This window comes from Microbacterium sp. I2 (genome assembly GCF_051364985.1).
Classification (GTDB): Bacteria; Actinomycetota; Actinomycetes; order Actinomycetales; family Microbacteriaceae; genus Microbacterium.
In genome coordinates this window covers 243,419-268,065 of record NZ_JBLWIH010000010.1, presented here as the reverse complement: position 1 = coordinate 268,065, position 24,647 = coordinate 243,419, and the positions used below count along the sequence as shown (strand labels likewise).

General features: G+C 69.4%; 25 protein-coding genes and 2 tRNA genes. 11 read left to right on the top strand and 16 right to left on the bottom strand.

Going from position 1 to position 24,647, the window contains the following annotated elements; genetic code table 11:
* The first annotated feature begins 11 nt into the window (after positions 1-11).
* The gene (locus tag ACLKM7_RS10445) at positions 12-905 is read left to right on the top strand and encodes an acyl-CoA thioesterase (RefSeq protein ID WP_436447121.1); all 894 of its coding nucleotides are present in this window, start codon (positions 12-14) and stop codon (positions 903-905) included.
* 21 nt (positions 906-926) lie between these two features.
* On the opposite strand, the gene ACLKM7_RS10440 is transcribed toward ACLKM7_RS10445, so the two are convergent.
* From ACLKM7_RS10440 to ssb, 4 genes are all read right to left on the bottom strand, one after another.
* On the bottom strand, positions 927-1,397 hold the full coding sequence (locus tag ACLKM7_RS10440; protein WP_436447228.1) for an acyl-CoA thioesterase: 471 nt from the start codon (positions 1,395-1,397) through the stop codon (positions 927-929).
* 138 nt (positions 1,398-1,535) lie between these two features.
* Positions 1,536-3,215, bottom strand: a complete 1,680-nt coding sequence (gene ettA, locus ACLKM7_RS10435) for an energy-dependent translational throttle protein EttA (RefSeq protein ID WP_436447120.1) — start codon at positions 3,213-3,215, stop codon at positions 1,536-1,538.
* A 61-nt stretch (positions 3,216-3,276) separates the two neighbouring features.
* Positions 3,277-3,810 (bottom strand): DUF6993 domain-containing protein, encoded by a 534-nt coding sequence (locus ACLKM7_RS10430; protein ID WP_436447119.1) that lies wholly within the window; start codon positions 3,808-3,810, stop codon positions 3,277-3,279.
* A gap of 44 nt (positions 3,811-3,854) precedes the next feature.
* Positions 3,855-4,415 carry a single-stranded DNA-binding protein gene (gene ssb, locus ACLKM7_RS10425; protein ID WP_436447118.1) on the bottom strand — a complete coding sequence of 187 codons (561 nt, stop codon included), beginning with the start codon at positions 4,413-4,415 and terminating at the stop codon, positions 3,855-3,857.
* A gap of 188 nt (positions 4,416-4,603) precedes the next feature.
* Here ssb and ACLKM7_RS10420 point away from each other — a divergent pair, with 188 nt between their 5' ends.
* Entirely contained in the window at positions 4,604-4,912 is a 309-nt protein-coding gene (locus ACLKM7_RS10420; RefSeq protein WP_436447117.1) for a hypothetical protein, read from the top strand.
* A 44-nt stretch (positions 4,913-4,956) separates the two neighbouring features.
* Here ACLKM7_RS10420 and ACLKM7_RS10415 read toward each other — a convergent pair whose 3' ends face one another.
* Positions 4,957-6,381 carry a PLP-dependent aminotransferase family protein gene (locus ACLKM7_RS10415; RefSeq protein WP_436447116.1) on the bottom strand — a complete coding sequence of 475 codons (1,425 nt, stop codon included), beginning with the start codon at positions 6,379-6,381 and terminating at the stop codon, positions 4,957-4,959.
* Between the two features lie 61 nt (positions 6,382-6,442).
* Between ACLKM7_RS10415 and ACLKM7_RS10410 the strand changes: the two genes are divergently transcribed.
* The gene (locus ACLKM7_RS10410) at positions 6,443-7,057 is read left to right on the top strand and encodes a YczE/YyaS/YitT family protein (protein ID WP_436447115.1); all 615 of its coding nucleotides are present in this window, start codon (positions 6,443-6,445) and stop codon (positions 7,055-7,057) included.
* 36 nt (positions 7,058-7,093) lie between these two features.
* On the opposite strand, the gene ACLKM7_RS10405 is transcribed toward ACLKM7_RS10410, so the two are convergent.
* Complete coding sequence (locus tag ACLKM7_RS10405) at positions 7,094-7,306, bottom strand: methyltransferase (protein ID WP_436447114.1); 213 nt, start codon at positions 7,304-7,306, stop codon at positions 7,094-7,096.
* Between the two features lie 104 nt (positions 7,307-7,410).
* On the opposite strand from ACLKM7_RS10405, the gene ACLKM7_RS10400 reads away from it, so the two are divergent.
* The 6 genes from ACLKM7_RS10400 to ACLKM7_RS10375 all read left to right on the top strand — a co-directional run bounded on the left by ACLKM7_RS10400 (position 7,411) and on the right by ACLKM7_RS10375 (position 9,474).
* Positions 7,411-7,483, top strand: a tRNA-Arg gene (locus ACLKM7_RS10400).
* 58 nt (positions 7,484-7,541) lie between these two features.
* Complete coding sequence (orn, locus tag ACLKM7_RS10395) at positions 7,542-8,168, top strand: oligoribonuclease (RefSeq protein WP_436447113.1); 627 nt, start codon at positions 7,542-7,544, stop codon at positions 8,166-8,168.
* Between the two features lie 37 nt (positions 8,169-8,205).
* Positions 8,206-8,281: transfer RNA gene (locus ACLKM7_RS10390), tRNA-His, on the top strand.
* Positions 8,282-8,315: 34 nt separating this feature from the next.
* Positions 8,316-8,687: a metallopeptidase family protein gene (locus tag ACLKM7_RS10385; protein ID WP_436447112.1), complete on the top strand. Its 372-nt coding sequence runs from the start codon at positions 8,316-8,318 to the stop codon at positions 8,685-8,687.
* Complete coding sequence (clpS, locus tag ACLKM7_RS10380; protein WP_436447111.1) at positions 8,678-8,986, top strand: ATP-dependent Clp protease adapter ClpS; 309 nt, start codon at positions 8,678-8,680, stop codon at positions 8,984-8,986. Before ACLKM7_RS10385 ends, clpS begins: the two co-directional genes overlap by 10 nt.
* The gene (locus ACLKM7_RS10375; RefSeq protein ID WP_436447110.1) at positions 8,983-9,474 is read left to right on the top strand and encodes a DUF2017 family protein; all 492 of its coding nucleotides are present in this window, start codon (positions 8,983-8,985) and stop codon (positions 9,472-9,474) included. The genes clpS and ACLKM7_RS10375 overlap by 4 nt, the downstream gene beginning before the upstream one ends.
* A gap of 13 nt (positions 9,475-9,487) precedes the next feature.
* Here ACLKM7_RS10375 and ACLKM7_RS10370 read toward each other — a convergent pair whose 3' ends face one another.
* The 6 genes from ACLKM7_RS10370 to gatC all read right to left on the bottom strand — a co-directional run bounded on the left by ACLKM7_RS10370 (position 9,488) and on the right by gatC (position 15,198).
* Positions 9,488-10,081 carry a hypothetical protein gene (locus tag ACLKM7_RS10370; protein WP_436447109.1) on the bottom strand — a complete coding sequence of 198 codons (594 nt, stop codon included), beginning with the start codon at positions 10,079-10,081 and terminating at the stop codon, positions 9,488-9,490.
* The gene (locus tag ACLKM7_RS10365; protein WP_436447108.1) at positions 10,056-10,376 is read right to left on the bottom strand and encodes a hypothetical protein; all 321 of its coding nucleotides are present in this window, start codon (positions 10,374-10,376) and stop codon (positions 10,056-10,058) included. The genes ACLKM7_RS10370 and ACLKM7_RS10365 overlap by 26 nt, the downstream gene beginning before the upstream one ends.
* Before the next feature lie 107 nt (positions 10,377-10,483).
* Positions 10,484-11,764, bottom strand: coding sequence for a DNA polymerase IV (dinB, locus tag ACLKM7_RS10360; RefSeq protein ID WP_436447107.1), 1,281 nt, complete (start codon positions 11,762-11,764; stop codon positions 10,484-10,486).
* A 75-nt stretch (positions 11,765-11,839) separates the two neighbouring features.
* Positions 11,840-13,369 (bottom strand): Asp-tRNA(Asn)/Glu-tRNA(Gln) amidotransferase subunit GatB, encoded by a 1,530-nt coding sequence (gene gatB / locus ACLKM7_RS10355; RefSeq protein ID WP_436447106.1) that lies wholly within the window; start codon positions 13,367-13,369, stop codon positions 11,840-11,842.
* Positions 13,369-14,889, bottom strand: coding sequence for an Asp-tRNA(Asn)/Glu-tRNA(Gln) amidotransferase subunit GatA (gatA, locus tag ACLKM7_RS10350; protein ID WP_436447105.1), 1,521 nt, complete (start codon positions 14,887-14,889; stop codon positions 13,369-13,371). The genes gatB and gatA overlap by 1 nt, the downstream gene beginning before the upstream one ends.
* Before the next feature lie 9 nt (positions 14,890-14,898).
* The gene (gene gatC / locus ACLKM7_RS10345) at positions 14,899-15,198 is read right to left on the bottom strand and encodes an Asp-tRNA(Asn)/Glu-tRNA(Gln) amidotransferase subunit GatC (protein WP_168914101.1); all 300 of its coding nucleotides are present in this window, start codon (positions 15,196-15,198) and stop codon (positions 14,899-14,901) included.
* Positions 15,199-15,263: 65 nt separating this feature from the next.
* Here gatC and ACLKM7_RS10340 point away from each other — a divergent pair, with 65 nt between their 5' ends.
* Complete coding sequence (locus ACLKM7_RS10340; RefSeq protein ID WP_436447104.1) at positions 15,264-16,967, top strand: long-chain-fatty-acid--CoA ligase; 1,704 nt, start codon at positions 15,264-15,266, stop codon at positions 16,965-16,967.
* Here the strand turns inward: ACLKM7_RS10340 and ACLKM7_RS10335 are convergent.
* Genes ACLKM7_RS10335 through ACLKM7_RS10320 form a run of 4 tightly spaced genes read right to left on the bottom strand, consistent with a single transcriptional unit; the run spans position 16,951 to position 22,409 of the window.
* Complete coding sequence (locus ACLKM7_RS10335; RefSeq protein ID WP_436447103.1) at positions 16,951-17,730, bottom strand: SDR family NAD(P)-dependent oxidoreductase; 780 nt, start codon at positions 17,728-17,730, stop codon at positions 16,951-16,953. The genes ACLKM7_RS10340 and ACLKM7_RS10335 overlap by 17 nt on opposite strands.
* Before the next feature lie 4 nt (positions 17,731-17,734).
* Positions 17,735-20,059 carry an NAD-dependent DNA ligase LigA gene (gene ligA, locus ACLKM7_RS10330; RefSeq protein WP_436447102.1) on the bottom strand — a complete coding sequence of 775 codons (2,325 nt, stop codon included), beginning with the start codon at positions 20,057-20,059 and terminating at the stop codon, positions 17,735-17,737.
* A 58-nt stretch (positions 20,060-20,117) separates the two neighbouring features.
* Complete coding sequence (gene mnmA, locus ACLKM7_RS10325) at positions 20,118-21,215, bottom strand: tRNA 2-thiouridine(34) synthase MnmA (protein WP_436447101.1); 1,098 nt, start codon at positions 21,213-21,215, stop codon at positions 20,118-20,120.
* 9 nt (positions 21,216-21,224) lie between these two features.
* Entirely contained in the window at positions 21,225-22,409 is a 1,185-nt protein-coding gene (locus ACLKM7_RS10320; protein ID WP_436447100.1) for a cysteine desulfurase family protein, read from the bottom strand.
* A 132-nt stretch (positions 22,410-22,541) separates the two neighbouring features.
* Between ACLKM7_RS10320 and glgX the strand changes: the two genes are divergently transcribed.
* On the top strand, positions 22,542-24,626 hold the full coding sequence (glgX, locus tag ACLKM7_RS10315; RefSeq protein WP_436447099.1) for a glycogen debranching protein GlgX: 2,085 nt from the start codon (positions 22,542-22,544) through the stop codon (positions 24,624-24,626).
* Positions 24,627-24,647: the final 21 nt, after the last annotated feature.

Sequence of the window (24,647 nt, the reverse complement as noted above, 5' to 3'; positions counted from 1 at the left end):
GAGGAGCCCCCGTGAACGACGCCGAGCCGACCGTCGAAGCCGATCCGGTCGCCTCGCTGCTCGCGGTGCTCGACCTCAGCGGATCCGATGCGCGCACCAGCGAGGACATCTTCACCGGCACGTCGCAGTCGATGCCGCTCGGGCGCGTCTACGGCGGTCAGGTGCTCGCACAGTCGATCGTCGCCGCCGAGCGGACCATTCCCGACGGCCGCATCGTGCACTCGATGCACGGCTACTTCCTGCGGCCGGGCGACTCCACGAAGGGCATCACGTTCGCCGTCGACCGCATCCACGACGGCCGGTCGTTCTCGACCCGCCGCACGCAGGCGTTCCAGGACGGCGTGCCGATCTTCTCCATGATCGCCTCCTTCCAGGACGAGGATCCGGGGCTGGAGCATCAGGAGCCGATGCCGGAGGGCATTCCGGGGCCGGACGAGCTGCCCGATGTCGAGTCGCACCTCGAGGGACTGCATCCGATGTCCAAGCGGCTCTTCACGGATCGGCCGGTCGACCTGCGCCACATCCCATCGCCCATATATGCCAGCGTGCAGGGCGAGCGGGTCCCCCGTCAGGCGGTGTGGATGCGGGTGCGGCGGCAATTGCCGGACGCGGCGGGCATCCACCGCGCGGCGCTGGCATACGTCAGCGACCTGACCATCCAGGAATCGATCCTGCGGGCTCACGGGATCGCGTGGGCGACGCCGGGGCTCAAGGTCGCGAGTCTGGACCACGCCATGTGGTGGCACAGGTTCGGACGCGCCGACGAATGGATGCTGTACGTCCAGGAGTCCCCGAGCGCGCGCGGAGGCCGCGGGCTGGCGACGGGCCGCGTGTACTCGGCCGCCGGCGTCCTGCTGGCCAGCGTCGCTCAGGAGATCATGGTCCGCGTCCCCGACGCGGACTGATCAGCTCGCGACCGCGAGCCGTCAGCGCCGGTGCGTGTACCCGATCGGCTCGCCGAGGTACGGCGTCCAGGCGGCTCGTTCCTCGGCACTCAGCCGCAACGGGCGGCCGGATGCGGCATCCACCTTGACCACCACCGTCGTGGCGCGGGCGTACAGCGTCTGATCGGGCGAGGCGGTCTCGACCGGGCTGAACACCTCGTAGCAGACTTCGATGCTCGAACCGCCGAGCTTGCCGAACCACATCTGCACGTCGAGCGGATGCCGCTGGTAGGGCACGGGCGCGAGATATTCGATCTCCTGGCGGGCGATGAGGGTGAGCACGCCGCTGAAGATGCTCGAGTCGAGCAGAGCCGTCTCTGGGGCCTCCTCGCCGGGTTCCGGCGCCCAGAACGCACGGACGCGTGCCTCTTCGAGCAGCTTGAGCATCGCGGTGTTGTTGACGTGGTTGAACGCGTCGAGGTCGCCCCATCGCAGATGGATCGGCACATGCAGGCGGCGCGGCGTCCCGCCCGGCGCGGGGCCGGACGGGACGGCGACGTCGTTTTCGCTCGTCTCAGTCACGCGTGCTCCTCACTTCGTTCGTCACCACGATCAATCGCCTCAGCATCGAGCAGCTCGACTGCGTTCGGCTCAATCGCGTGTGAGCTTGCGGTACGTGGAGCGATGGGGCTTGGCGGCATCCGGACCGAGGCGTTCGATCTTGTTCTCCTCGTAGGCTTCGAAGTTGCCCTCGAACCAATACCAGTTGTCGGGGTCTTCGTCGGTGCCCTCGTAGGCGAGGATGTGGGTGGCGATGCGGTCGAGGAACCACCGGTCGTGCGTGATCACGACGGCGCAGCCGGGGAATTCGAGGAGCGCGTTCTCGAGAGACTGCAGGGTCTCGACGTCCAGGTCGTTGGTCGGCTCGTCGAGCAGCAGCAGGTTGCCGCCCTCCTTGAGCGTCAGCGCCAGGTTGAGCCGGTTGCGCTCACCACCCGAGAGCACGCCCGCCTTCTTCTGCTGGTCCGGCCCCTTGAACCCGAACTTCGAGACGTAGGCGCGCGAGGGGATCTCGGTCTTGCCGACGGTGATGATGTCCAGGCCGTCCGAGACGACCTCCCACAGAGTCTTGTTGGGGTCGATGTTCGAGCGGCTCTGGTCGACGTAGCTGATCTTGACCGTCTCGCCGATCTTCAGTTCCCCGCCGTCCAGCGACTCGAGGCCGACGATGGTCTTGAACAGTGTCGTCTTTCCCACGCCGTTCGGGCCGATGACGCCGACGATGCCGTTCGGGGGAAGGCTGAAGCTGAGCCCGTCGATGAGCGAGCGACCGTCGAAACCCTTCTGGAGCTTCTTCGCCTCGATCACGATGCTGCCCAGGCGCGGCCCGGGCGGGATCGTGATCTCTTCGAAGTCGAGCTTGCGCGTGCGGTCCGCCTCTGCGGCCATCTCTTCGTAGCGGGCCAGACGCGCCTTGGACTTCGCCTGGCGCCCCTTCGCGTTCGAGCGGACCCAGTCGAGCTCCTCGGCGAGGCGCTTGGCGAGCTTGGCATCCTTCTTGCCCTGGATGGCGAGGCGCTCGCCCTTCTTCTCGAGGTAGGTCGAGTAGTTGCCCTCGTAGCCGATGAGACGCCCCCGGTCGACCTCGGCGATCCACTCGGCCACGTTGTCGAGGAAGTACCGGTCGTGCGTGATGGCGATGACAGCACCGGGATACTTCTGCAGGTGCTGCTCGAGCCACAGCACGCTCTCGGCGTCGAGGTGGTTCGTGGGCTCATCGAGGAGCAGCAGATCCGGCTTCTGCAGCAGCAGCTTCGTCAGCGCCACTCGACGCCGCTCACCGCCGGACAGCGGACCGATCTCGGCATCGCCGGGAGGGGTGCGCAGCGCGTCCATCGCCTGCTCCAGCTGGGAGTCGAGATCCCACGCGTCCGCGGCATCGATCTCTTCCTGCAGGGTGCCCATCTCGGCCAGCAGTGCATCGAAGTCGGCGTCCGGGTCGGCCATGAGGCCGGAGATCTCGTTGAAGCGGTCGACCTTGGCCTTGATGGCGATGCCGTCCTGGATGTTCTCCAGCACCGTCTTGGACTCGTCGAGCTCGGGCTCCTGCATCAGGATGCCGACCGAGAACCCCGGAGAGAGCTTGGCCTCGCCGTTGGACGGCGTGTCCATGCCCGCCATGATCTTGAGGATCGTCGACTTTCCGGCGCCGTTCGGGCCGACCATGCCGATCTTCGCGCCGGGAAGGAACGCCATCGTCACGTCGTCGAGGATCAGCTTGTCGCCGACCGCCTTGCGCGCGCGGACCATCGAGTAGATGTACTCAGCCATGCGGGTTTCTGCTCTCCTTGGAGTACGGACGTCAGCGTCCCAGCCTACCCGCGGGTCCGGGTCACCAGTCGATCGAGCGCGTCTGGCCGATGAGGCACGTTCCCTCAGCCAGCACCGGCGCGACGACCGTGACCGGCTCGCCCGTCGCGGAGCCTACCTGTCCGATCAGGCACTCGTCCCCCCAGCGCACCGAGAACTGGATGCTCTCGGCAGGATTGCCTACCGTCGAGAAGTCCTCGGTCACCTGCATGGCGGCCTTGTCGAATCCCGTTGCCACGAGCGCATCGACATATGCACGACCCGATTCGCGCTGCTCCGAACTCCACACGGAGTTGGTCACGGAGGTGAAGACGGGGAGGTTCTCGGCCGCCGAGCCGCCGACCACCAGGACGGGCTCAGACGGCGCGGAACTCGTGGAGGAGGGCTCGGGAGTCGAAGTGGGCCCGGCAGTCCCGCCGTCCGTCCCAGTCGGTGCGGGGGCCAGAGCGGTGCAGCCGGCCAGCAGGGCGGCACCCGCCGCGGCGACCAGGAAGCGTGCCCCACGGGCAGTCGCGATCACGCCCCGGGGGCGGGAGGGCTCGGGATGTCGGGGCACGGGGAGAGTCTATGGCCCGGCATCCCGAGCGCCACCTGAACGCGTCAGAACGGCGCCTCGGCTCCCGCGAGCACCCGCGTGTCACTCGACTCATCTGCCTCGACGGCGAGGAGCGACGAATCGGATCCCGCCGCGCCGGCGGCGGGATCGCCACCGGCGGGCGCACCGGCGGAGTCGACTCCAGGCGCCGCCCACGAATCCGACTCGTTCGGTCCCCACGTGCTCTCCTGCTCGGATCGCTCGGACGGCCGGCTCGACTTGGAGAACGTGCTCGTCCCCCACAGCAGATCGTGGCCGATGGCCTCCGCGTCGATCTCGACCGCTGTTCCGCGCTTCGTTCCGGTGTCCCAGTCGCGCAGTCGCAGTCGCCCGGTGACCAACACCCTGTCGCCCTTGTGCAGCGAATCGAACGCGTGCTCGGCGAGCCCGCGGAACGCGGAGACGGAGTACCAGTTGGTGCCCGCGTCTACCCACGTGTTGGCAGCGCGATCGAATCTGCGCAGTCCGCTCGCGACGCGGAAGTTGATGACCGGCACCCCGCTGCCGATCCGTTTGAACTCCGGTTCCGTCGCGATGTTCCCCGTGATGGTGATCGTGTCGTTCATGTCGCTTCCCTTCTTGCCAGCCCGGGGACCGTCCCCGGTGCCGCCGGCGTCCGTGCCCGGTGAACGCCGGCGGCATGTTCAGCCTGCGCCCGCGGCGCGAGCCGGTCGTGGCTCCAGGTGCGTTCTGGGGACAAGCGAGTCCGGAGTCCCTGTTGTGGAGGAAGGGCTGCTGAGCGAGCGTGCCGGCAATGTCGGAGGTCGCACATATCTTCGAGGGGAAGGGAGATGAAATGGACCAGACATTGCGACGTGATGCACACCTGGATCCCCCGCGGCTGCCTTCGGGAGTACCGGTTCGACTGGCAGCCGCGGCGCCTGCACTGTGGCGCGTGATCGATCGCAAGGGGCATGTGATCGGTCACCTCCAAGCGATCGCCGACGGAAGCGGCATCCGCTACCGGGTTCGCCGGTTTCGCGCCTCGTCCCGCGCGTTCCTCGAGCTCGGCGAATTCTGGCGAATCGAGGAGGCCATCGACTGCCTCCGATTCGCCCGGTGAGCTCGGCACCGCCACCCCGTTCCGGGACGGGTGTCAGGCGCGCTTCACACCACCGCACTCACGCGGTCGACGGACGTCACCGGGGCGCCGGCGCGGACATCGCGCCACGATCGAGCCAATTCGCGAACAGCGCGGACGAGTTGCTCGGGCGGCGCCGTGAAGGGAATCCGCAGGTGGCGATCGTGGCCGCCCTCGATCGAGAAGCGCGGTCCGGCCGACAACAGAACGCCGCGTGAGCGCACGTCGATCACCACCGCCGAGCTGAGCGGCGCATCGAGCTCGATCCACAGCGACACTCCCCCGTGCACGGAGGGAACACGCCACTGCGAGAGGTGTTCGGCCAGCGCACCGACGAGGGCGTCCCTCCCGGTTCGCAGCAGGTTCGAGCGCTGCGTGAGGATCTCGTCGAAGTCGTCGAGCAGATGGGTCACCACCGCCTGCTCGAACTCGGGCGTGCCCAGGTCCTGCGCTGGTCGCGCGGCGACGAGGCGCCGGATCAGATCGCCTTCGGCTCGCACCCAGCCGACGCGAAGCCCTCCCCACACGGTCTTGCCCAGCGAGCCGATCCGCACGATGGTCCCGGATTCGGTCGCGTCGAAACCAGGGGCGACAGGGCCGCGGTCGATATCGAGTTCGGAAGTCGTCTCATCCAGCACGAGCACGGAACCGGCCCGCTCGCCGGCGAGGAGGAACACATCACGCTCGGCCGCCGTCATTGACCGGCCGGTGGGATTGTGGAAGTCCGGCATGAGATACGCCATGACCGGCAGAGTCCGCGCGAATGCCTGCTCGGCCCGGTCCAGGTCCCATCCGTCATCGGTCGTCACCGGCACGCCGACCGGACGCGCCCCTGCTCTGCGCAGCGCATCGACCGCGTGGGGGTACGTCGGCGTCTCCATGAGGACGCGGTCACCGCGTCCGAGGAGCACGGACGCCACCAGGTGGATCGCGCTCTGCGCCCCCGTCGTCACCAGCACTTCGCTCGGGCGCGTGGGGATGCCGCGGCGCTCGTAGCGCCGGGCGATCGCCTCACGCAACTCGATGCGCCCCAGCACGTCGTAGCCGACGCGCGCCACGAGCGACGACGCGGACTGCGCCACCTCGGCCATCACACCGGCGAGTCCCGGCCACGCCGGAGGACTCGCCTGCTGCAGATCGATCGTGCCGTCGGCAGCGGCGGCACGTCCGGGGTCGTGCCGTCCGAGAGGGAGCGTGACACTGCCCGAGCCGCGCAGACTGGCGATGTGGCCCGAGTCCCGCAGGCTGCGGTAGGCCGCCGCGACGGTGCTGCGGCTCACCTGAAGCGCGCCGGCGAGTTCCCGCTCCGCCGGAAGCGCCGTTCGCGGTGCGAGCCGGTTGTCGAGGCAGAGCAGCCGGATGCCGTCGGCCAGCGCCTCGTACACCGGCTCCTTCGTGCGCCAGCCACCCAGGGCCACCGACAGCGCCCTTGCCGACACTCGAGAGTCCATGCAGCCACATTAGCCGGATTGGACCGCCATGCGCAGTCCAATCATGCGATTGGATGGTGGCATGCCTCGTCGCGTCACCCAACTGCTCGTCGGCCTGTTCCTCTACGGCGCAGGGTGCGCACTGACCATCGAAGCGGGACTCGGCGTCGACCCCTGGACCGTGTTCGCTCAGGGGCTCTCGCTTCACACCGGCATCGGCATCGGGTGGATCACCAACATCCTCGGCTTCTTCGTGCTGCTTCTGTGGATCCCGCTGAGGCAGAAGCCAGGGGTGGGCACGATCGCCAACATCCTCCTCGTCGGCACCAGCATGCAGGCCACGCTGTGGCTGGTCCCGCCCGCGGCGGGCCTCCTGCCGCAGATCGCCCTGCTTCTCGGCGGCATCCTGCTGGTGGCGCTCGCGTCAGGACTCTACATCGGGGCACGATTCGGACCGGGACCCCGCGACGGACTCATGACCGGCATGAACTCGCGCCTCGGATGGCCGATCTGGCTGTGCCGCGCGCTCGTCGAACTGACCGTTCTGCTGGTCGGCTGGCTGCTCGGCGGCACCGTCGGAATCGGCACCGTACTGTTCGCACTTCTGATCGGCCCGCTCGTGCATGTCGCGCTGCCTCTGCTCGACACTCAGCGACCCGCTCGCGCCCCGGCGCGGGCGGATCAGACGGTGTCCTGAGCCCTCACAGGGCGCGCCGGACAAGACCCTCGGGGTCTAATGCTCCCGGAACTGGGGCCAGTCGCTGCCCGGCGTCATGTGGGCGTGGAGGGCACCCTTCGCGATCTCCATGCTGGGGAACGCGCCCAGCGACGAGTCGGCGCCCGCCATCGTGACGATGTAGCCCTCATCGTCCTTGCGGATGCTGCCGACGACGCCCGAAGCGCCGTAGGCGACCCAGAGCGGGCGGTGAGTCTGCGTGGTGCTCATGGTGAACTCCTTTCGAGGCCTCCGATGCCGACGCTACGCCGCAACGCGCTGACACGCCAGATCCGCCGCGCGACGGCGACCGGGTAATCTGGTCACCCACCCTTCCCTCCGTAGCTCAGGGGACAGAGCGAGCGGCTTCTACCCGCAAGGTCGGGGGTTCGAATCCTCCCGGAGGGGCTCCGGGCTCGGCGACCCCGCCGAGCCCGCTGTCCGGGGCGTCAATAGGATGGACCGCATGGTGGGGGCTTCTGAGAACGATCGTCTGGTGTGGATCGACTGCGAAATGACCGGGCTCGATCTCGAAGTCGACGAACTCGTCGAGATCGCGGTCGTCGTGACCGACTTCGAGCTGCGCGTGCTCGACCCGGGCTTCCACATCGTCATCAAGCCGGATGCCTCGGCGCTGGCGAACATGAACGAGTTCGTGACGAACATGCATCGCACGTCGGGGCTCATCGACGAGATCCCCCACGGTGTCACGGTCGCGGATGCCGAGTTCCAGGTGCTCGAGTACATCCAGCGGTTCGTCCCGCTGGAGGGCAAGGCACCTCTTGCCGGCAACACGATCGGCACCGACCGGATGTTCATCGCGAAGTACATGCCCCGCGTGGACCGGTGGCTGCACTATCGCAACGTGGACGTGTCCAGCATCAAGGAGCTGGCGCGCCGCTGGTACCCCCGTGCGTACATCCATGCGCCGGCCAAGGACGGCGGCCATCGCGCCCTCGCCGACATCCTCGAATCGATCCGCGAGCTCGCCTATTACCGGCAGGCGGTCTTCGTGCCGGAGCCGGGTCCGACCAGTGACGGGGCACGCGCCGTGGCAGCCTCCGTCGTTTCGTCGTTTGCCCCAGAGGTGTGAGAGAATCTTCTGGTTGCCCGCTCAAGCGGGAGACATGGTGGGTATAGCTCAGTTGGTAGAGCACCTGGTTGTGGTCCAGGGGGCCGCGGGTTCAAGTCCCGTTACTCACCCCAAGCAGTCGGATCGGGGCCTCGTCAGCGGCCCTCCGTGTCGGCGAACCGAGGCATCATGATGGAGATGGATGCCGAGACGTTCGAGCAGCTCGTGATCGATGAGCTCGACGCCCTTCCCGATGACATGGTCGAAGGGCTCGACAACGTCGTGTTCGTCGTCGAGGACCGGTCCGCTGACGGCGGTCTCGATCTCTTCGGCCTCTACGACGGATGGGCGCTCACCGAGCGCGATCGGTACGGCGGCGGCGAGCTTCCGGATCGGATCATCGTCTACCGCGAGGCGCATCTGGCTGCCTGCGACGATGAGGGTGCGCTGCGTGACGAGGTGCACACGACACTGGTGCACGAGATCGCGCACTTCTACGGCATCGACGACGCCCGCCTGCATGAACTGGGGTGGGCGTGATGTCCGCGCTGGCGACACCGTCGATCGAGCGGGAATCCGAACTTCGAGAGAATCCGCACCCGGACCGCCCGTGGCAGACCGTTGTCTGGGACGATCCTGTCAACCTCATGAGCTACGTCACCCATGTCTTCCGCGAGTACTTCGGGCTGTCCCGGGCCGAGGCCGAGCGGTTGATGCTCGCCGTGCACAACGAGGGGCATGCTGTCGTCGCTGTCGGGGCGCGAGAGCAGATGGAGCTTCACGCGCAGGCGATGCACGACTACGGCCTGTGGGCGACCGTCCGCCAGGAGCCGCAATGACGGACCGGGTGATCGTCATGGAGCTGGCCCGACTGGAGGCGGCTCATCTCGTCGGGATCGTCGGTCAGTTCCTCGAGCTCGTGTCGGACGCGGCGCCCGACGACGGCGATCCGGCCATCGGCAGGCTGGTGCCGCCGGCTTATACCGACGAGCGCGATGCCCGGGAGTTCCGGGACCTCACCGAGACGCACCTTCTCGACCGCCGCCGAACCGACGCCGGCGTCGTCCTGGCTTCGCTCGCGGACGCCCCTGAGATCCCCGACGACCCGGATGACCCCGCACTCATGGAATCGGTGGAGGTGCGTCTGGACCCCGAGGTCGCGCAAGCGTGGCTTCGGACTCTGGCCGCCGTCCGGCTCGTCCTCGCCACGCGCCTGGGAATCACCGGGCCGGAGGATCACGATCCTGACAACCCCCGCTTCGGCATCTACGACTGGCTCGGTTACCGCCTGGACGGGCTCGTTTCCGCGCTCGACGACGAAGCCTGAGGCATCCGGGGCATCAGGGGATGCGGAAGACGTGCGTCGCGTGGCGCGTCGGCGCGTCACGCTCGATATGACGTTGCTCCTGGCGCGACCAGCGCTCCCAATGGGGAGCGTACGTCTCGCCGTCACGTGAGAGTGCGCGGTGCCGTCGCGATGCATCCGGCGATTCCAGCCACACGCGGATGTCTCCGAGGCGTGCCGTCGCGGGTGTCAGGAGACCGGCGCCTTCCACGATCAGCGGCAGCGACGGATCGACCGCGTGAGCCTCGGCGGGCTGCTGCAGCTCCCAGTCCCAGCGCTGCCACACACCGACGATGCCACGCGCGTGCGGCACGAGGATCTGCTCCCGCGCGGCTTCGACACCGTCATCGAGGCCGTCCCAGCCCGGGTAGATCGAGTCGAGAGCGACGAGCTGTACTCGGCCCCGGAGCGGCCAGCGCGTCACGAGGGCGCGCGTCAGAGAAGTCTTGCCCGCTCCACTGCGACCGTCGACGAGGACGACGGGATTGGACGCCGCGGTTCGCGTGATCGCGGCGACGAGATCGGTGACGGCCGCGTCCAGCGATACCGCGACCGGATCGGGACTACTTCTTGAGGGCGCGGATGACACGGCTGAGCGCGCGGCCGGCGATGAACACGAACGGCACGGCGACCGCGAGGAGTGCCACGATGTTCGGTTCGAAACGGAGGTCGTCCCCGCGCCGGATGTATGCGCCGACCGGAATGGCGTAGCTGCCCCCGCCGCCTCCACCGTTCCCCGCCTCGTCGGAGCCGCCTCCGAATCCCGACCAGGTCAGTGCGACGGGGATGAGGCGGATGCCGTCGACGTCCTGCTGCTCCCCGTAGGCGCTCTTGACGCCGAGGGCCGCGGACTGCTTGCCGAGTTCCAGTGCGATATTGGGCATGGCTCAACGGTAGCGGGCGCACAGGCCTCAGCCCAGTGCTAGTTCAGCCCAGTGCTCGTTCAGCCCAGTGCTCGTTCAGCCCAGTGCTCGTTCAGCCCAGTGCTCGGTCAGCCCAATGCCCGTTCCGGCCCGTCCGTACCCGGTGCAGGCGGTTTCGACGGCAGGGTGCTGCCCGCGCGTGCTCGGCCGAGCAGCGTGGCACGGGTGATCGCGCCACGACCGAACTTGGCCGCGGCGCCGTCGAGCGCGTCCTCCACCCGCCGCCACTCCTCGTTGTCGTCCCAGAGCGCAGGCGCCGCGCCACCCGCCGGCCGCAGGCGCTCCGCACGGACGCCGATAAGCCGCACCGGAAGCGGCCGCTCGATCGCGGCGAACAGCTCGTGCGCGGCATCCCCGATCCGCTGGCCGACCGCTGTGGGCTCCGTGAGGGTCTGCGAGCGGGTGATGGTCGTGAAATCCGCGAAGCGGACCTTGATGGCGATGGTGGCCGCCTCCCACTCCCCCGCTCGCAGCCGCGCTCCGACGCGATCGGCGAGCCGGCGCAACTCCGCGCGAAGGATGGCGTCGTCGGCGATGTCTTCGAGGAAGGTCTCTTCGTGACCGATGCTCTTCTCCACCCGGTGCGTGTCGATCGGGCGCGGGTCGATTCCCCGGGACAGCTGCCAGATCCGCTCGCGCATCGCCCCGCCGAGAACACGGTCGAGCACGGTCCGTGGCGTGTCGAGCACATCGGCGACGGTGCGGATGCCGCGGCCCTCGAGTGCCTCCGCTGTCTTCGGCCCTACGCCCCACAGCGCGCGGACGGGCCGCGGCCGCAGAAAGGCGTCCGTGTCGTGTTCGGCAACGATGAGCAGCCCGTCGGGCTTGCTGATGGTCGACGCCATCTTGGCCACGTGCTTCGTCGCCGCCACTCCCACGCTGCAGGTCAGCCCGGTCTCTTCGACGACGCGGGCACGCAGCATCCGTGCGATCTCGCCCGGCGATCCCCACAGCCTGCGGGCTCCGCGGACGTCCAGGAAGGCCTCATCGATCGACAGCGGCTCGACCAGCGGAGTGATCTCGCGGAAGATGCCCATCACCGTCGCCGACAGCGCGAGGTAGCGATCGAAATGCGGCTGCACCACGATCGCGTGCGGGCACAGGCGCAGCGCCTGCCCCACGGGCATCGCCGAACGGACGCCGTACCGGCGTGCCTCGTAAGAGGCACTCGAGACGACGGATCGACCGTCGGGCGCACCGATGATGATCGCCTTGCCTCGCAGCGATGGGTCGTCGAGCTGCTCAACCGATGCGTAGAACGCATCCATGTCGACATGAAGGATGCCGGTGCCGGCGTCGTCGGCACCCTCGGGTGAGACGAGCCGGCCCGATCCGTCGCCGCGCCCCATGGGTCCATTCTGCGCCGCACCGCCGACATCGCGTGCTTCCGGGCCATCGCCGGACCCGGAGCACGAGAAGCCGGACTACTGCGCCGCGCGCTCCAGAACCAGTTCGCGCACGCGTGCGGCGTCGGCCTGGCCCTTCATGGCCTTCATGACCGCGCCGATGACAGCGCCAGCAGCCTGGACCTTGCCGTCGCGGATCTTCTCGAGCACGTCGGGTTGCGACGCGAGCGCCTCGTCGATCGCGGCGATGAGCGCACCGTCGTCCGAGACGACAGCCAGTCCGCGTGCTGCGACGACCTCCTTCGGCGAGCCCTCGCCCGCGACCACGCCCTCCAGCACCTGGCGTGCCAGCTTGTCGGTCAGCGTGCCCTCGTCGATCAGCTGCTGGAGCTCGGAGACCTGCGCCGGAGTGGCCAGATCGGACACCTCTCGCGCGGTGCCCTCCGCGCTCATCGCGTTCGCGATCCGCGTGAGCTCGCCGGTCCACCACTTGCGAGCGGACGCCGGCGCGGCGCCCGCCGCCACCGTCGCATCGACCTCGGCCAGAAGCCCGCCGTTGACGACGTCCTGGAACTCGAGGTCGGTGAAGCCCCATTCGGCCTTCAAGCGACGGCGACGCGCGGCGGGAGGCTCCGGCAGCGCCCCGCGCAGCTGCTCGATCAGCTCCGGCGCCGGGACCACGGGAAGCAGATCGGGCTCAGGGAAGTACCGGTAGTCGTCGGCGTCGGACTTCGGGCGTCCGGGCGAGGTGGTTCCGGTGTCTTCGTGCCAGTGGCGCGTCTCCTGCGTGATCGTGCCGCCGGCGGCGAGGATCGCCGCCTGCCGCTGGATCTCGTACCTCACCGCCCGCTCCACCGATCGCATGGAGTTCACGTTCTTGGTCTCCGTACGCGTGCCCAGCTTCTCCTGGCCGCGCGGACGGAGCGACACGTTCGCGTCGCAGCGCAGGTTGCCGCGCTCCATCCGGGCGTCAGAGATCCCGAGACTGAGGACGATGTCGCGGATCGTCTGCACGTAGGCCTTGGCCACGTCCGGAGCGCGGTGCTCTGTGCCGAAGATCGGCTTGGTCACGATCTCGACCAGCGGAACGCCGGCGCGGTTGTAATCGACCAGCGAGTACTCCGCGCCCTGGATGCGGCCGGTCGCCCCGCCGACGTGGGTGAGCTTGCCGGCATCCTCTTCCATGTGGGCACGCTCGATCGGCACGGGCACGATGGTGCCGTCCGCGAGCTCGACGTCGACGTGACCCTCGAAGGCGATCGGCTCGTCGTACTGCGAGATCTGGTAGTTCTTGCCCAGGTCGGGATAGAAGTAGTTCTTGCGCGCGAACCGGCTCGACGGAGCGATCGAGCAGCCGAGGGCCAGCCCGAGGCTGATCGAGTAGCGCACGGCCGTCTCGTTCACCACGGGCAGCGAGCCGGGCAGCCCCATGTCGACGGGCGCCACCAGCGTGTTCGGCCCGGCGGCGTGGTTGGCGGAGTTCGCCGGGTTCGCCGCGGACGAGAACATCTTCGTCTCGGTGTTCAGCTCGACGTGCACCTCGAAACCCAGCACGGGCTCGAACAACTCGAGTGCCTTGTCGAAGTCCATCAGTGCGTCCTTCGCCATCAGCGCGCGCCCCCCATCGTGTCCAGCACCGGTGCCTTGTCGAGGAGCGGTCCGCCCCAGGAGTCGACGAGCACGGCCTCGAGCGCGGCGCCCACCCGATACAGGCGGGCGTCCTGCCGCGCCGGAGCGAGGAACTGGATGCCGACCGGCAGCCCGTCCTCGGCGGCCAGTCCCGAGGGGATCGAGATGCCGGGAACGCCCGCGAGGTTCGCGGGAATCGTCGTGACGTCGTTGAGGTACATCTGCAGCGGGTCGTCGACCTTCTCGCCGAGCTTGAACGCGGTCGTCGGCGCCGACGGCGTGGCGATCACGTCCACCTGCGCGAAGGCCTCGTCGAAGTCGCGCTGGATGAGGGTGCGCACCTTCTGCGCCGAGCCGTAGTACGCGTCGTAGTATCCGGCCGACAGCGCGTAGGTGCCCAGGATGATGCGTCGCTTGACCTCGTCGCCGAATCCGGCGTCGCGCGTGGCCGCCATGACGTCCTCCACAGTGCCGCCGGGCACGTCGACACGCATGCCGAAGCGCACCGAGTCGAACTTCGCCAGGTTGCTGGACGCCTCGGCAGGGAGCACGAGGTAGTAGGCGGCGACGCCGTACTCGAAATGGGGTGCGCTGATCTCGACGATCTCGGCACCCTGCGCCTGCATCGCGTCCAGAGCCGTGCGGAACGACTCCGACACGCCGGCCTGGAAGCCGCTGTCGGGCAGCTCCTTGATGACGCCGACACGCAGGCCCCTGAGCACGTCGCCGGTGGCGCCCTCGCGAGCGGCCGCGGCGAACGAGGGCCAGGCCTCGGCCAGCGAGGTCGAATCGTGCGGATCGTGCCCGCCGATGACGTCGTGCAGCATCCCGGCATCCAGCACGGTGCGGGTCACCGGACCGACCTGATCCAGCGACGATGCCAGCGCGATCGCGCCGTACCGGCTCACCCCGCCGTACGTCGGCTTCATCCCGACCGTGCCGGTCACGTGCGCCGGCTGACGGATCGAGCCACCGGTGTCGGAGCCCAGCGCGAGGGGCGCCTCGAAAGCGGCGACGGCGGCGGCCGAGCCGCCTCCGGAGCCGCCGGGGATCCGATCGAGATCCCAGGGGTTCCGGGTCGGGCCGTACGCCGAGTGCTCGGTGGACGATCCCATCGCGAACTCGTCCATGTTGGTCTTGCCCAGGGGGACGAGGCCCGCCACGCGGGAGCGTGCGACCACCGTCGCGTCGAACGGCGACATGTAGCCCTCGAGGATCTTCGAACCGCTCGTGGAGGGCATGTCGGTCGTGACGAGCACGTCCTTGATCGCGAGGGGCACGCCGGCCAGCGGCCCCAGCTGCTCACCCGCCGCGCGGCGGGTGTCGATGCCGGCCGCGACGTCGAGTGCGCGCTCGCTCACATGGAGGAAGGCGTGGATGTCGGCGTCCACGGCCGCGATGCGGTCGAGATGGGCCTGCGTGGCCTCCACGCTGGATACCTCGCCCGAGGCGAGCTTGTCTGCGAGCACGGCGGCGCTCAACTTCGTCAGATCGGTCACGGGGGCCCCTTACTGCTCTTCGCCGAGGATCGCGGTGACGCGGAATCGCCCGTCGGCGGCATCCGGTGCGTTCTGGAGCACCTGCGCCGGGGTGAGCAGATCGCCCACTTCGTCGGGGCGGAAGACGTTCTGCAGCGGGATCGGGTGGCTCGTCGCCGCCACGTCGGGCGTGGCGACCTCCGAGACCTTCGCGATGTTGTCGACGATGACGTCGAGCTGGCCGGTCAGGCGCTCGACCTCCTCGTCGCTGAGCTGGATCCGGGCGAGCACACCGAGGTGACGCACGAGATCGGGGGTGATTTCAGACACCACGACAGTCTATTCGGACCGCGAGGCACCTCCGAGGGCGCGGGGGCCCGGCATAGGCTTGGCGCGTGACGACCTACGACCCGCCGCGCCCCTGGATCGCCAGCTACGCCGAGGGAGTGCCCGCGGATCTGCCGCCCATCACGGGCTCCCTGGTCGACATCGTCGAGGCATCGGCGCGCGACTATCCGGATGCGGTCGCCCTGCAGTTCTTCGGACGCACGACGTCGTACCGGTCGCTCCACGAGCAGATCGAGCGGGCCGCGGCTGGTCTGCGTGACCGCGGTGTGCGCGCCGGCGACCCGGTGGCCATCGTTCTTCCGAACTGCCCGCAGCACATCGTCGCCTTCTACGCCGTCCTGCGCCTGGGCGCGGTGGTGATCGAGCACAACCCGCTCTACACGCCGCGGGAACTGCGCAAGCAGTTCGAGGATCACGGCGCGAAGCACGCGATCGTCTGGAGCAAGATCGTCAAGTCCGTGCAGGACTTCCCTGCGGATCTCGCGGTCTCGACGATCATCACCGTCGACATCACCACGGCGATGCCCTTCCGCACACGCGCGGCGCTGCGCCTGCCGATCGCCAAGGCCCGCGAAGCGCGTGCCGCTCTGACCGAACGGGTGATCGGCGCCGTGGCATGGGAGGACGTGGTCGGGTCCGACCCGCTCCCGCAGACTCACCCGAAGCCCGCAACGGACGATCTCGCTCTCATCCAGTACACCAGCGGCACGACCGGCAGCCCGAAGGGGGCGTCGCTGACGCATCGCAACCTCCTGTCCAACGCGGCGCAGGCGCGTGCGTGGGTGCCCTCGATCGTGCGCGGCGACGGATGCGTCGTGTACGCCGTGCTGCCGATGTTCCACGCCTACGGGCTTACGCTGTGCCTCACGTTCGCGATGTCGATGGGTGCCCGCCTCGTGCTCTTCCCCCGTTTCGACCCCGACATGGTGCTGGACGTGACGAAGAAGCATCCGGCGACCTTCCTCCCGCTCGTTCCGCCGATCGCCGATCGGCTGCTGAAGGCTGCACGAGAGAAGGGCATCTCGCTCGCCGGCACCCAGGTGGCGATCTCGGGGGCGATGGCCCTGCCGCACGAGCTCGTCGTGCCATTCGAGGAGGCCTCCGGCGGGTACCTGGTCGAGGGCTACGGCCTGAGCGAATGCTCGCCGGTGCTGATGGCCAACCCCGTCGCCGACAATCGCGTGCCCGGTACGGTGGGGCTGCCGCTGCCGGGCACCGAGTGCCGCGTGGTCGACCCCGACGACCCGACACAGGATGTCGCTCCCGGAGACCGCGGCGAACTCCTCGTACGCGGCCCCCAGGTCTTCAGCGGGTACTACGGCAAGCCCGAAGAGACCGAGGCCGTGTTCGCCGACGGGTGGTTCCGCACCGGTGACATCGTCACGATCGACGACGCCGGCTTCGTGCGCATCGTCGACCGGATCAAGGAGCTCATCATCACCGGCGGCTTCAATGTCGCGCCCACCGAGGTGGAGAACGCACTGCGACAGCATCCGATGGTCGAGGACGTCGCCGTCGTCGGGCTGCCCAGTGATCACTCCGGCGAGGAGGTCGTCGCCGCGATCGTCTGCGCCCCGGACGCGGGCGACGTCGATGTCGAGGCGGTCCGCGAGTTCGCCCGCGGCATCCTGACCCCGTACAAGGTGCCGCGTCGTGTCTTCGTGGTCGACGAACTGCCCAAGTCGCTGATCGGCAAGGTGCTGCGCCGTCAGGTGCGGGACCGCCTGCTCGCGCTCACGACCGGGAAGTAGTCCGCTTTCGTTCCTCGGGATCGCCGCCCCGCGCGGCGCGCCCGCCATCGACGGGCACGACGGCACCGGTGACGAAGGACGCCTCTTCGGAGAGCAGGAACGCGACGACCGCCGCCACCTCGGTCGCGTCACCGACGCGACCCAGCGGTTGCAGTGCGGCGATCGACGCCTCGAACTCCGCCCGCCCGCGGTCCGGCAGCGACGAGAGATGGGCGTCATAGCGTGCCGTCCGGATCGACCCGAGCGCGACCGCATTCGCGCGGATCCCGTCCGGTCCGTAGTCGACCGCGAGCGAGCGCGTGAGCCCCTCGAGCGCTGCCTTCGCCGTGGCGTACGCCAAGCTTCCCCGCACCGGGCGCCTGGCCTGGTGAGAGCTGACGGCCACGATCGCACCACGGGTGCCGGCGTTCAGGAACGCTCGCACCGCGGCGGCCGATCCGTTCACCGCCGGCTGGAGATTGGCGGTGATCGCCGTGCTCACCGCACCCTCGGCGCCGGTGTCCAGCCACACGTCGTCGAACACCGCGGCGTTGTTCACCCAGCCCGTCAGCAGGCCGAGACCGGATGCCTCCTGGACCGCGTCGTCGAGCACCCGGGGATCGCCGGCGTCGCCGATCACCTCGGCGAAGGCGTCGGACACGGCTCGTCCGGTCGGACCGCGGTCGATCGCCACGACGCCCTCGCCGAGAGCGAGGAGCACGTCGACGATCGCGGACCCGATGCCGCCTGCCGCACCGGTCACCACAGTGATCCGTCGCGTCATGTCTTCACTCCGCCGGTGGTTCGAGGGCGGAAGGGCCTTGCGTCACCAGGAGGTGGAACTGGGCCGCGTCAAGGATCCGGATGCCGAGTTCTTCGGCCTTGGCGAGCTTCGAGCCCGCGCCGGGCCCCGCCGCGACGAAGTCCGTCTTCTTCGAGACGCTCGAGGCGGCCTTTCCGCCGGCGTTGAGGATCGCCTCCTGCGCGCCCTCGCGCGTGTAGCCGTCGAGGGATCCGGTGGCGACGATCGTGAGGCCGTCCAGCACTCCCCCGCCTGCCGCCGCGGCCCCGGGGCCGGGGTGCCCGGGGGTCGTCAGCCGAGCTCCGGCGGCGACCCACCGGTCGACGATCTCGCGATGCCAGTCGATCTCGAACCAGTCCGTGAGCGAATCCGCGATGATGCCGCCGACCCCCTCGACCCCGGCGAGCTCGTCGCGCGTGGCCACGCGGATCGCGTCGACCGATCCGAACCACTGCGCCAGCGCCCGGGCGGCGACCGGGCCGACGTGCCGGATGTTCAGCGCGACGAGGAACCGCCACAGCTCTTTGGTCTTGGCGCGCTCGAGCTGGTCGAGCAGCGTGAGCGCCTGGGCCGAGGGCTGCGGTCCGGTCGCCCCCGCCTTCTTCTCGGCAGCGCTGGGGTTGCGACGGAAGGGGGCCCGACGCACGACTTCACCGGTCTTGGCGTCCACGCGTGGCTCGCCGGTCTCGGCATCGCGCACCACCACCTCGATGGGCACGAGCTGGTCCAGGGTCAGATCGAACAGCCCCGCCTCCGTCTCGAGCGGCGGCGTCTCAGGCACCGACGGCTGCGTGAGCGCCGCCGCGGTGACCTCGCCGAGCGCCTCGATGTCGAGCGCTCCGCGCGATCCGATGTGCTCGACGCGCCCCCTCACCTGCGCGGGGCAGGCCCGCGTGTTGGGGCAGCGCAGATCGATGTCGCCCTCTTTCGCGGGAGCGAGCTGAGATCCGCATTCGGGGCAGTCGGCCGGCATCACGAACTCGCGCTCGGTGCCGTCGCGCAGCTCGACGACGGGACCGAGGATCTCGGGAATGACGTCTCCGGCCTTGCGCAGCACCACCGTGTCGCCGATGAGCACGCCCTTGGCGCGGACGACGTCCTGGTTGTGCAGGGTCGCCTGGCGCACCACGGAGCCCGCGACGCGCGCGGGGGCCATGACAGCGAACGGTGTGGCTCGGCCGGTACGACCCACCGACACCACGATGTCGAGGAGCTTCGTGTTGACCTGCTCGGGCGGGTACTTGTAGGCGATCGCCCACCGCGGGGCGCGGCTCGTGGCGCCGAGCTCGTCGTGCAGCTCGAGCTCGTCGACCTTGACAACGATCCCGTCCAGCTCGTGCTCGACGGCGTGGCGATGCTCGCCGTAGTACTCGACGAATCCCAGCACTCCGTCGATGTCGTCGAATGTGCGGAAGTACGGACTCGTCGGCAGCCCCCAATCGGCGAGCAGCGCGTAGATCTCGCTCTGCGACGACACCGGCGGACGCCCCCAGGCCCCGATGCCGTGGACGAACAGGCGCAGCGAATCCAGCCGCGCCTGGCCTGCCTCGCGCTCGAGGCCGTCCTTCTTGTCGAGCTGCTGACGCAGGCCGCCCGACGCCGCGTTGCGGGGATTCGCGAACGACGGGAACCGGCGTTCGGCACTCACGCGGGCCTTCGCCTCGTCGAAGCCGCGGGCACGCGCCCGGGCATCCTCGACGACACGGTCGCGCATGTCGGCCTGCAGCGCATTGAGCTTCTCGAACGCCGCGACCGGGATGAACACCTCGCCGCGCACCTCGACGAGATCCGGATGCCCGGTGCCCGACAGGCGCTCCGGGATGCCGGTGACCCGGATCGCGTTCGTGGTGACGTCCTCACCGACCCGCCCGTCACCGCGTGTCGCGGCCGACGTCAGGATCCCGCGCTCGTACCGGAGGCTGATCGCCAGGCCGTCGATCTTGAGCTCGGTGAGCCACCGCACGTCGCGGCCGGCGGACGCTCGTGCCTTCAGACACCAGTCGCGCAGCTCGTCGGAGCTGAAGACGTTGTCGAGGCTCAGCATGCGCTCGGCGTGCTCGACGGGCGCGAACATCGAGCTCTCGGCCGCGCCGACGGTCTGCGTCGGCGAATCCTGGCCCTGCAGCTCGGGGTGCAGGCGCTCGAGCTCTTCGAGACGGTGCATCCACGAGTCGTAGGTCGCATCGTCGACGATCTCGGCGTCGCGCCCGTAGTAGGCGTCTCGCGCCCCGATGATGCGTTCGATCAGCTGTTGGGATTCGGCACGCGCGCCTTCGAGACCGGGGTCGGCGGGAAGTGGGGCATCCGTCACCCCGTCAGTCTAGAAGCGGGCCCCGACGTGCGCAGGGCCGGACTCGCACGGCCCGGCGTCACGCCTCGACGGGAACCGCCGAGACGGTGCGGTCGATCGTGAACTGGCCGATGACGCGCGTGCCGTCGTAGAGCACAGCGGTCTGTCCGGGCGCGACGCCGTCGAACGGGGACTCGGGCACGACGGTGAGCAGTCCGTCCTCGAGGCGAGCCGCCGCGGGGACCGGGTCGGCGTGGGCACGGATCTGCACATGGCACGCGAATGCCGTCGCCCGAGGTGCCCGTCCTGCCCACGTGAAGCGCTCCCCCGCGATCTCAGCCGTGGCCAGAGCCTCCTTCGGCCCGACCACCACGGTGTTCGACACCGGCCTCACCTCGAGCACGAATCGCGGCTTGCCGTCAGGTGCCGGCACGCCGAGCGACAATCCTCGCCGCTGGCCGACGGTGAAGGCGTGCGCACCCTCGTGCGTCCCGACGACCGCCCCGGAGCGGTCGACGACATCACCCTGCGTCGCGCCGACCTTCTCGGCGAGCCACCCGCGCGTATCGCCGTCGGGGATGAAGCAGATGTCGTGGCTGTCCGGCTTCTGCGCGACCGTGAGCCCACGGGCCTCGGCCTCGGCGCGCACGAGCGCCTTGGAGGGTGTCGCGCCGAGGGGGAAGTAGGTGTGTCCCAGCTGCTCGGCCGTCAGAACGCCGAGCACGTAGGACTGGTCCTTCGCGGCATCCGACGCCCTATGCAGTTCCAGCCCCTCAGGCCCGTCCACGAGCGTCGCGTAGTGGCCGGTGCAGACCGCGTCGAAGCCGAGCTCGAGGGCGCGCTCGAGGAGGGCCGCGAACTTGATCTTCTCGTTGCAGCGCATGCACGGGTTGGGCGTGCGACCGGCCTGGTATTCGGCGATGAAGTCGTCGATGACGTCGTCGCGGAACCGCTCCGAGAAGTCCCACACATAGAAGGGGATCCCGAGGCGATCGGCCGCGCGCCGGGCATCCATCGCGTCCTCGATCGTGCAGCAGCCGCGGCTGCCAGTGCGCAGCGTTCCGCCGGCGCGTGACAGCGCGAGGTGCACGCCGACGACGTCGTGTCCCGCCTCGACGGCGCGCGCCGCCGCGACGGCCGAGTCGACGCCACCGCTCATGGCCGCAAGGATCCGCATGGGTCCAGTCTACGAACGGCCGGCTGGACGCGGGCCGGACGCCGCTCGTGCGCGCTCGACGGCCCCGGGGAGGGCGGCGAGCACCGCGGTGATGTCGTCGTCGGCGCTGGTGCGCCCGAGGGTGAACCGCAGCACCTGCCTGGCCTCGGCATCCGTCCTTCCCATCGCGGTGACCACGTGCGAAGGCTCTGGGATTCCCGCCTGGCACGCCGACCCCGTAGAGACGGCGACCCCTGCCCGGTCGAGCAGGAACAGCAACGTCTCACCCGAAGCCCCAGGAAAGAGCACATGTGCGTTGCCGGGCACCCGCTCGACGGGATCGCCGAGCAGTTCGGCACCGGGGACGCTGTTCCGGATGCCGTCCACCAGGCGGTCGCGGAGCGCTGCGAGCCGCCGCGCCTCGGCCTCGCGCTCGGACTCGGCCAGCTCGGCTGCCACCGCGAACGCGGCGGCGCCTGCGACGTCCTGCGTCCCGGCACGAAGCCCTCGCTGCTGACCACCGCCGTGCACGAGCGCCGACAGCTTCGCCGTCCGCGAGACCACAAGGGCTCCCACGCCCACGGGGCCGCCGACCTTGTGCGCCGAGACGCTCAGCGCCGCCAGGCCGCCACTCGAGGGGCCGCCGCCGCGCCACCGGCGGAACGCCACCGGCACATGCCCGAAGGCGGCGACGGCATCCAGGTGCAACGGCACGCCGGCGTCGGCCGCGGCCACCGAGAGCCCCGCTGCGTCGTTGACCGTGCCCACCTCGTTGTTGGCCACGAGTGCAGTGGCCAGAGCGGCGCCGGGAAGCGCCGCTGCGAACGGGTGCAGGCCGATGCGGCCGTCGGCGTCGAGCGGCACGGCGCGGACCTCGGTGCCTTCGCCCTCGAGCCAATGGACCGCATCGATCGTGGCGTGATGCTCGCCGTCCGGCAGGACGATCGCGTCCGCACCCGGCTCGCGACTCCACCACAGGCCCTTGACCGCCAGATTCACCGCCTCGGTGCCGCCCGAGGTGAAGACCACCTCGATCGCATCGCAGTCCAGCACGGCCGCGAGCCGCTCACGGGCCTCTTCGAGGAGCCGTCGGGCGTGCTGGCCGGGGCCGTGGATCGATGACGCGTTGCCGAGAGCCTCCGCCGCCTCGAGCCAGGCCGCGCGGGCCTCCGGCCGCAGCGGCGTGGTCGCGGCGTGGTCGAGATAGACCGTCATCCGTCGTTCCCCCTCGCTCGTCGCCGCGTCAGGTACCTGCGACGGCTGGGCCGCGGCTGGGTCGGAGTGCCGCCGCGCCCGGAACCGAGTCCCGTAACGCCGGCGACTCACACCATCGTTATGGTAGTCCGCATGGTCAGCCCGGACGCCGCCCTCGCGATCGCACCCGACGACATGCTCGGTGCACGGTTCGACGACCTCGGCGTCACGCTCGGAGCCGACGCCGCCACGCTGCGCGTGTGGTCGGGAGCGGCCGAATCCGTCGAGCTCGTGGTCTTCGACGACACCGACCTCGACTGGATCACCGACACCGTGCCACTCGCGTCCGAAGACGGCGGCATCTGGACCGCCACGACGCCGCTGCTGCGGCCCGGCACGCGGTACGCGGTGCGCGTGGACGGACCACAGGCGGCCGGAAACACGTTCAACCGCGGGACGCTTCTGCTCGAGCCCCACTCGCGCGGCCTCGTCCGTACAGGCTTCAACGGCTGGCGGTCCGTCGTCGTCGAGGGCTCCTTCGATTGGGGCGGGGTCGGCAAACCCGCGGTGCCGATGGATCGCACGGTGCTCTACGAAGGGCATCTCAAAGGGCTGTCCAAACGGCATCCGGGCGTCCCCGGCGCCCTCCGCGGCACGTATGCGGGACTGGCCCACCCCGCGATGGTGGAGCACTTCCTCAGTCTCGGAGTGACCAGCATCCAGCTGCTCCCCGTGCACGCGTTCGCGACCGAGCCGCGACTCCTGCAGCACGGACTGACGAATTACTGGGGATACAACACACTCAACTTCTTCACGCCCCACCCCGAGTACGCCACCGAAGAAGCACGCAGGCAGGGTCCCGAGGCGATTCTCCGGGAGTTCAAGGGCATGGTCCGGCTGCTCCACGAGGCAGGGCTGGAGGTCATCCTCGACGTCGTCTACAACCACACCGCCGAAGAGGGCATCGGCGGCCCGCGCTCGAGCCTTCGGGGCATCGACAACCGCGCCTATTACCGTCAGGACGACGACGGCGCGTACATCGACGTCACCGGCTGCGGCAACTCCCTGAACACGTCGACGGATGCTGCGGCCCGCCTCGTGCTCGATTCGCTGCGCTACTGGGCCGAGGAGGTGCAGATCGACGGCTTCCGCTTCGATCTCGCCGCGACCCTCGGGCGCGACGCGCACCACACCTTCACCCCCGACCACCCGCTGCTGCGGGCGATCATCGACGATCCGGCCCTGGCGAACGTGAAGAAGATCGCCGAGCCGTGGGACGTGGGGATGGGCGGCTGGCAGACCGGGAACTTCGGAGACGGCTGGACGGAGTGGAACGACCGCTACCGGGATCGCGTCCGCAACTTCTGGCTGAGCGACGTCGACTACGCGCGGCGCGCGTCGACCTCTCCGGTCGGCATCGGAGGACTCGCGCACCGTCTGGCCGGATCCGCCAACACCTTCAGCGCCGAGCGCGGCCCGTTGGCAGGGGTCAATTTCGTCACCGCCCACGACGGATTCACCCTGCGCGATCTCGTCAGCTACGACGTCAAGCACAATCTCGGCAACGGCGAGCACAATCGCGACGGCGCCGACACCAACCGCTCGTTCAACCACGGCGCCGAGGGACCCACCGACGACGAGTCGATCCTCTCGACACGGCGCAAGGCGATGCGCAATCTGCTCGGCACCCTGCTGCTTTCGGCGGGTGTGCCGATGCTCACCGCCGGCGACGAGTTCGGCAGGACCCAGCGCGGAAACAACAACGCCTATTGCCACGACTCCGCCCTTACCTGGCTCTCGTGGGAGCACGCGCCCTGGCAGCAGGATCTTCACGCCCACGTGCAGCGACTCCTGCGGCTGCGGCGCGACAACCCGGCGCTGCGTCCGGTGCGGTTCGCGCGATGGGGCGAGCACACCCCGTCCGCATCCGTCATGGAGTGGTACGACGAGCATGGTGAGACGATGTCGATCGATCGGTGGACCGATCCTTCGCACCGCACACTGCAGTACGTGGCGGCCTCCACTCCCGAATTCGAGGAGTTCAACCGGGTGCTGCTCATGATCCACGGCACGGAGCGGGCGATCGACGTCACGCTCCCCCGCATCGACGATGCGACGCGCTTCGTTCCGCTGTGGTCGAGCGCCGATGAAGCGCCGGACGAGGGCGGCTCGCCTCTCGGCCCCGGAGACGCAGTGACCCTTCCCGGCACCTCCATGCGCCTCTTCCGAGTGGAGTGACCGACCTCGCGACCGGACGTG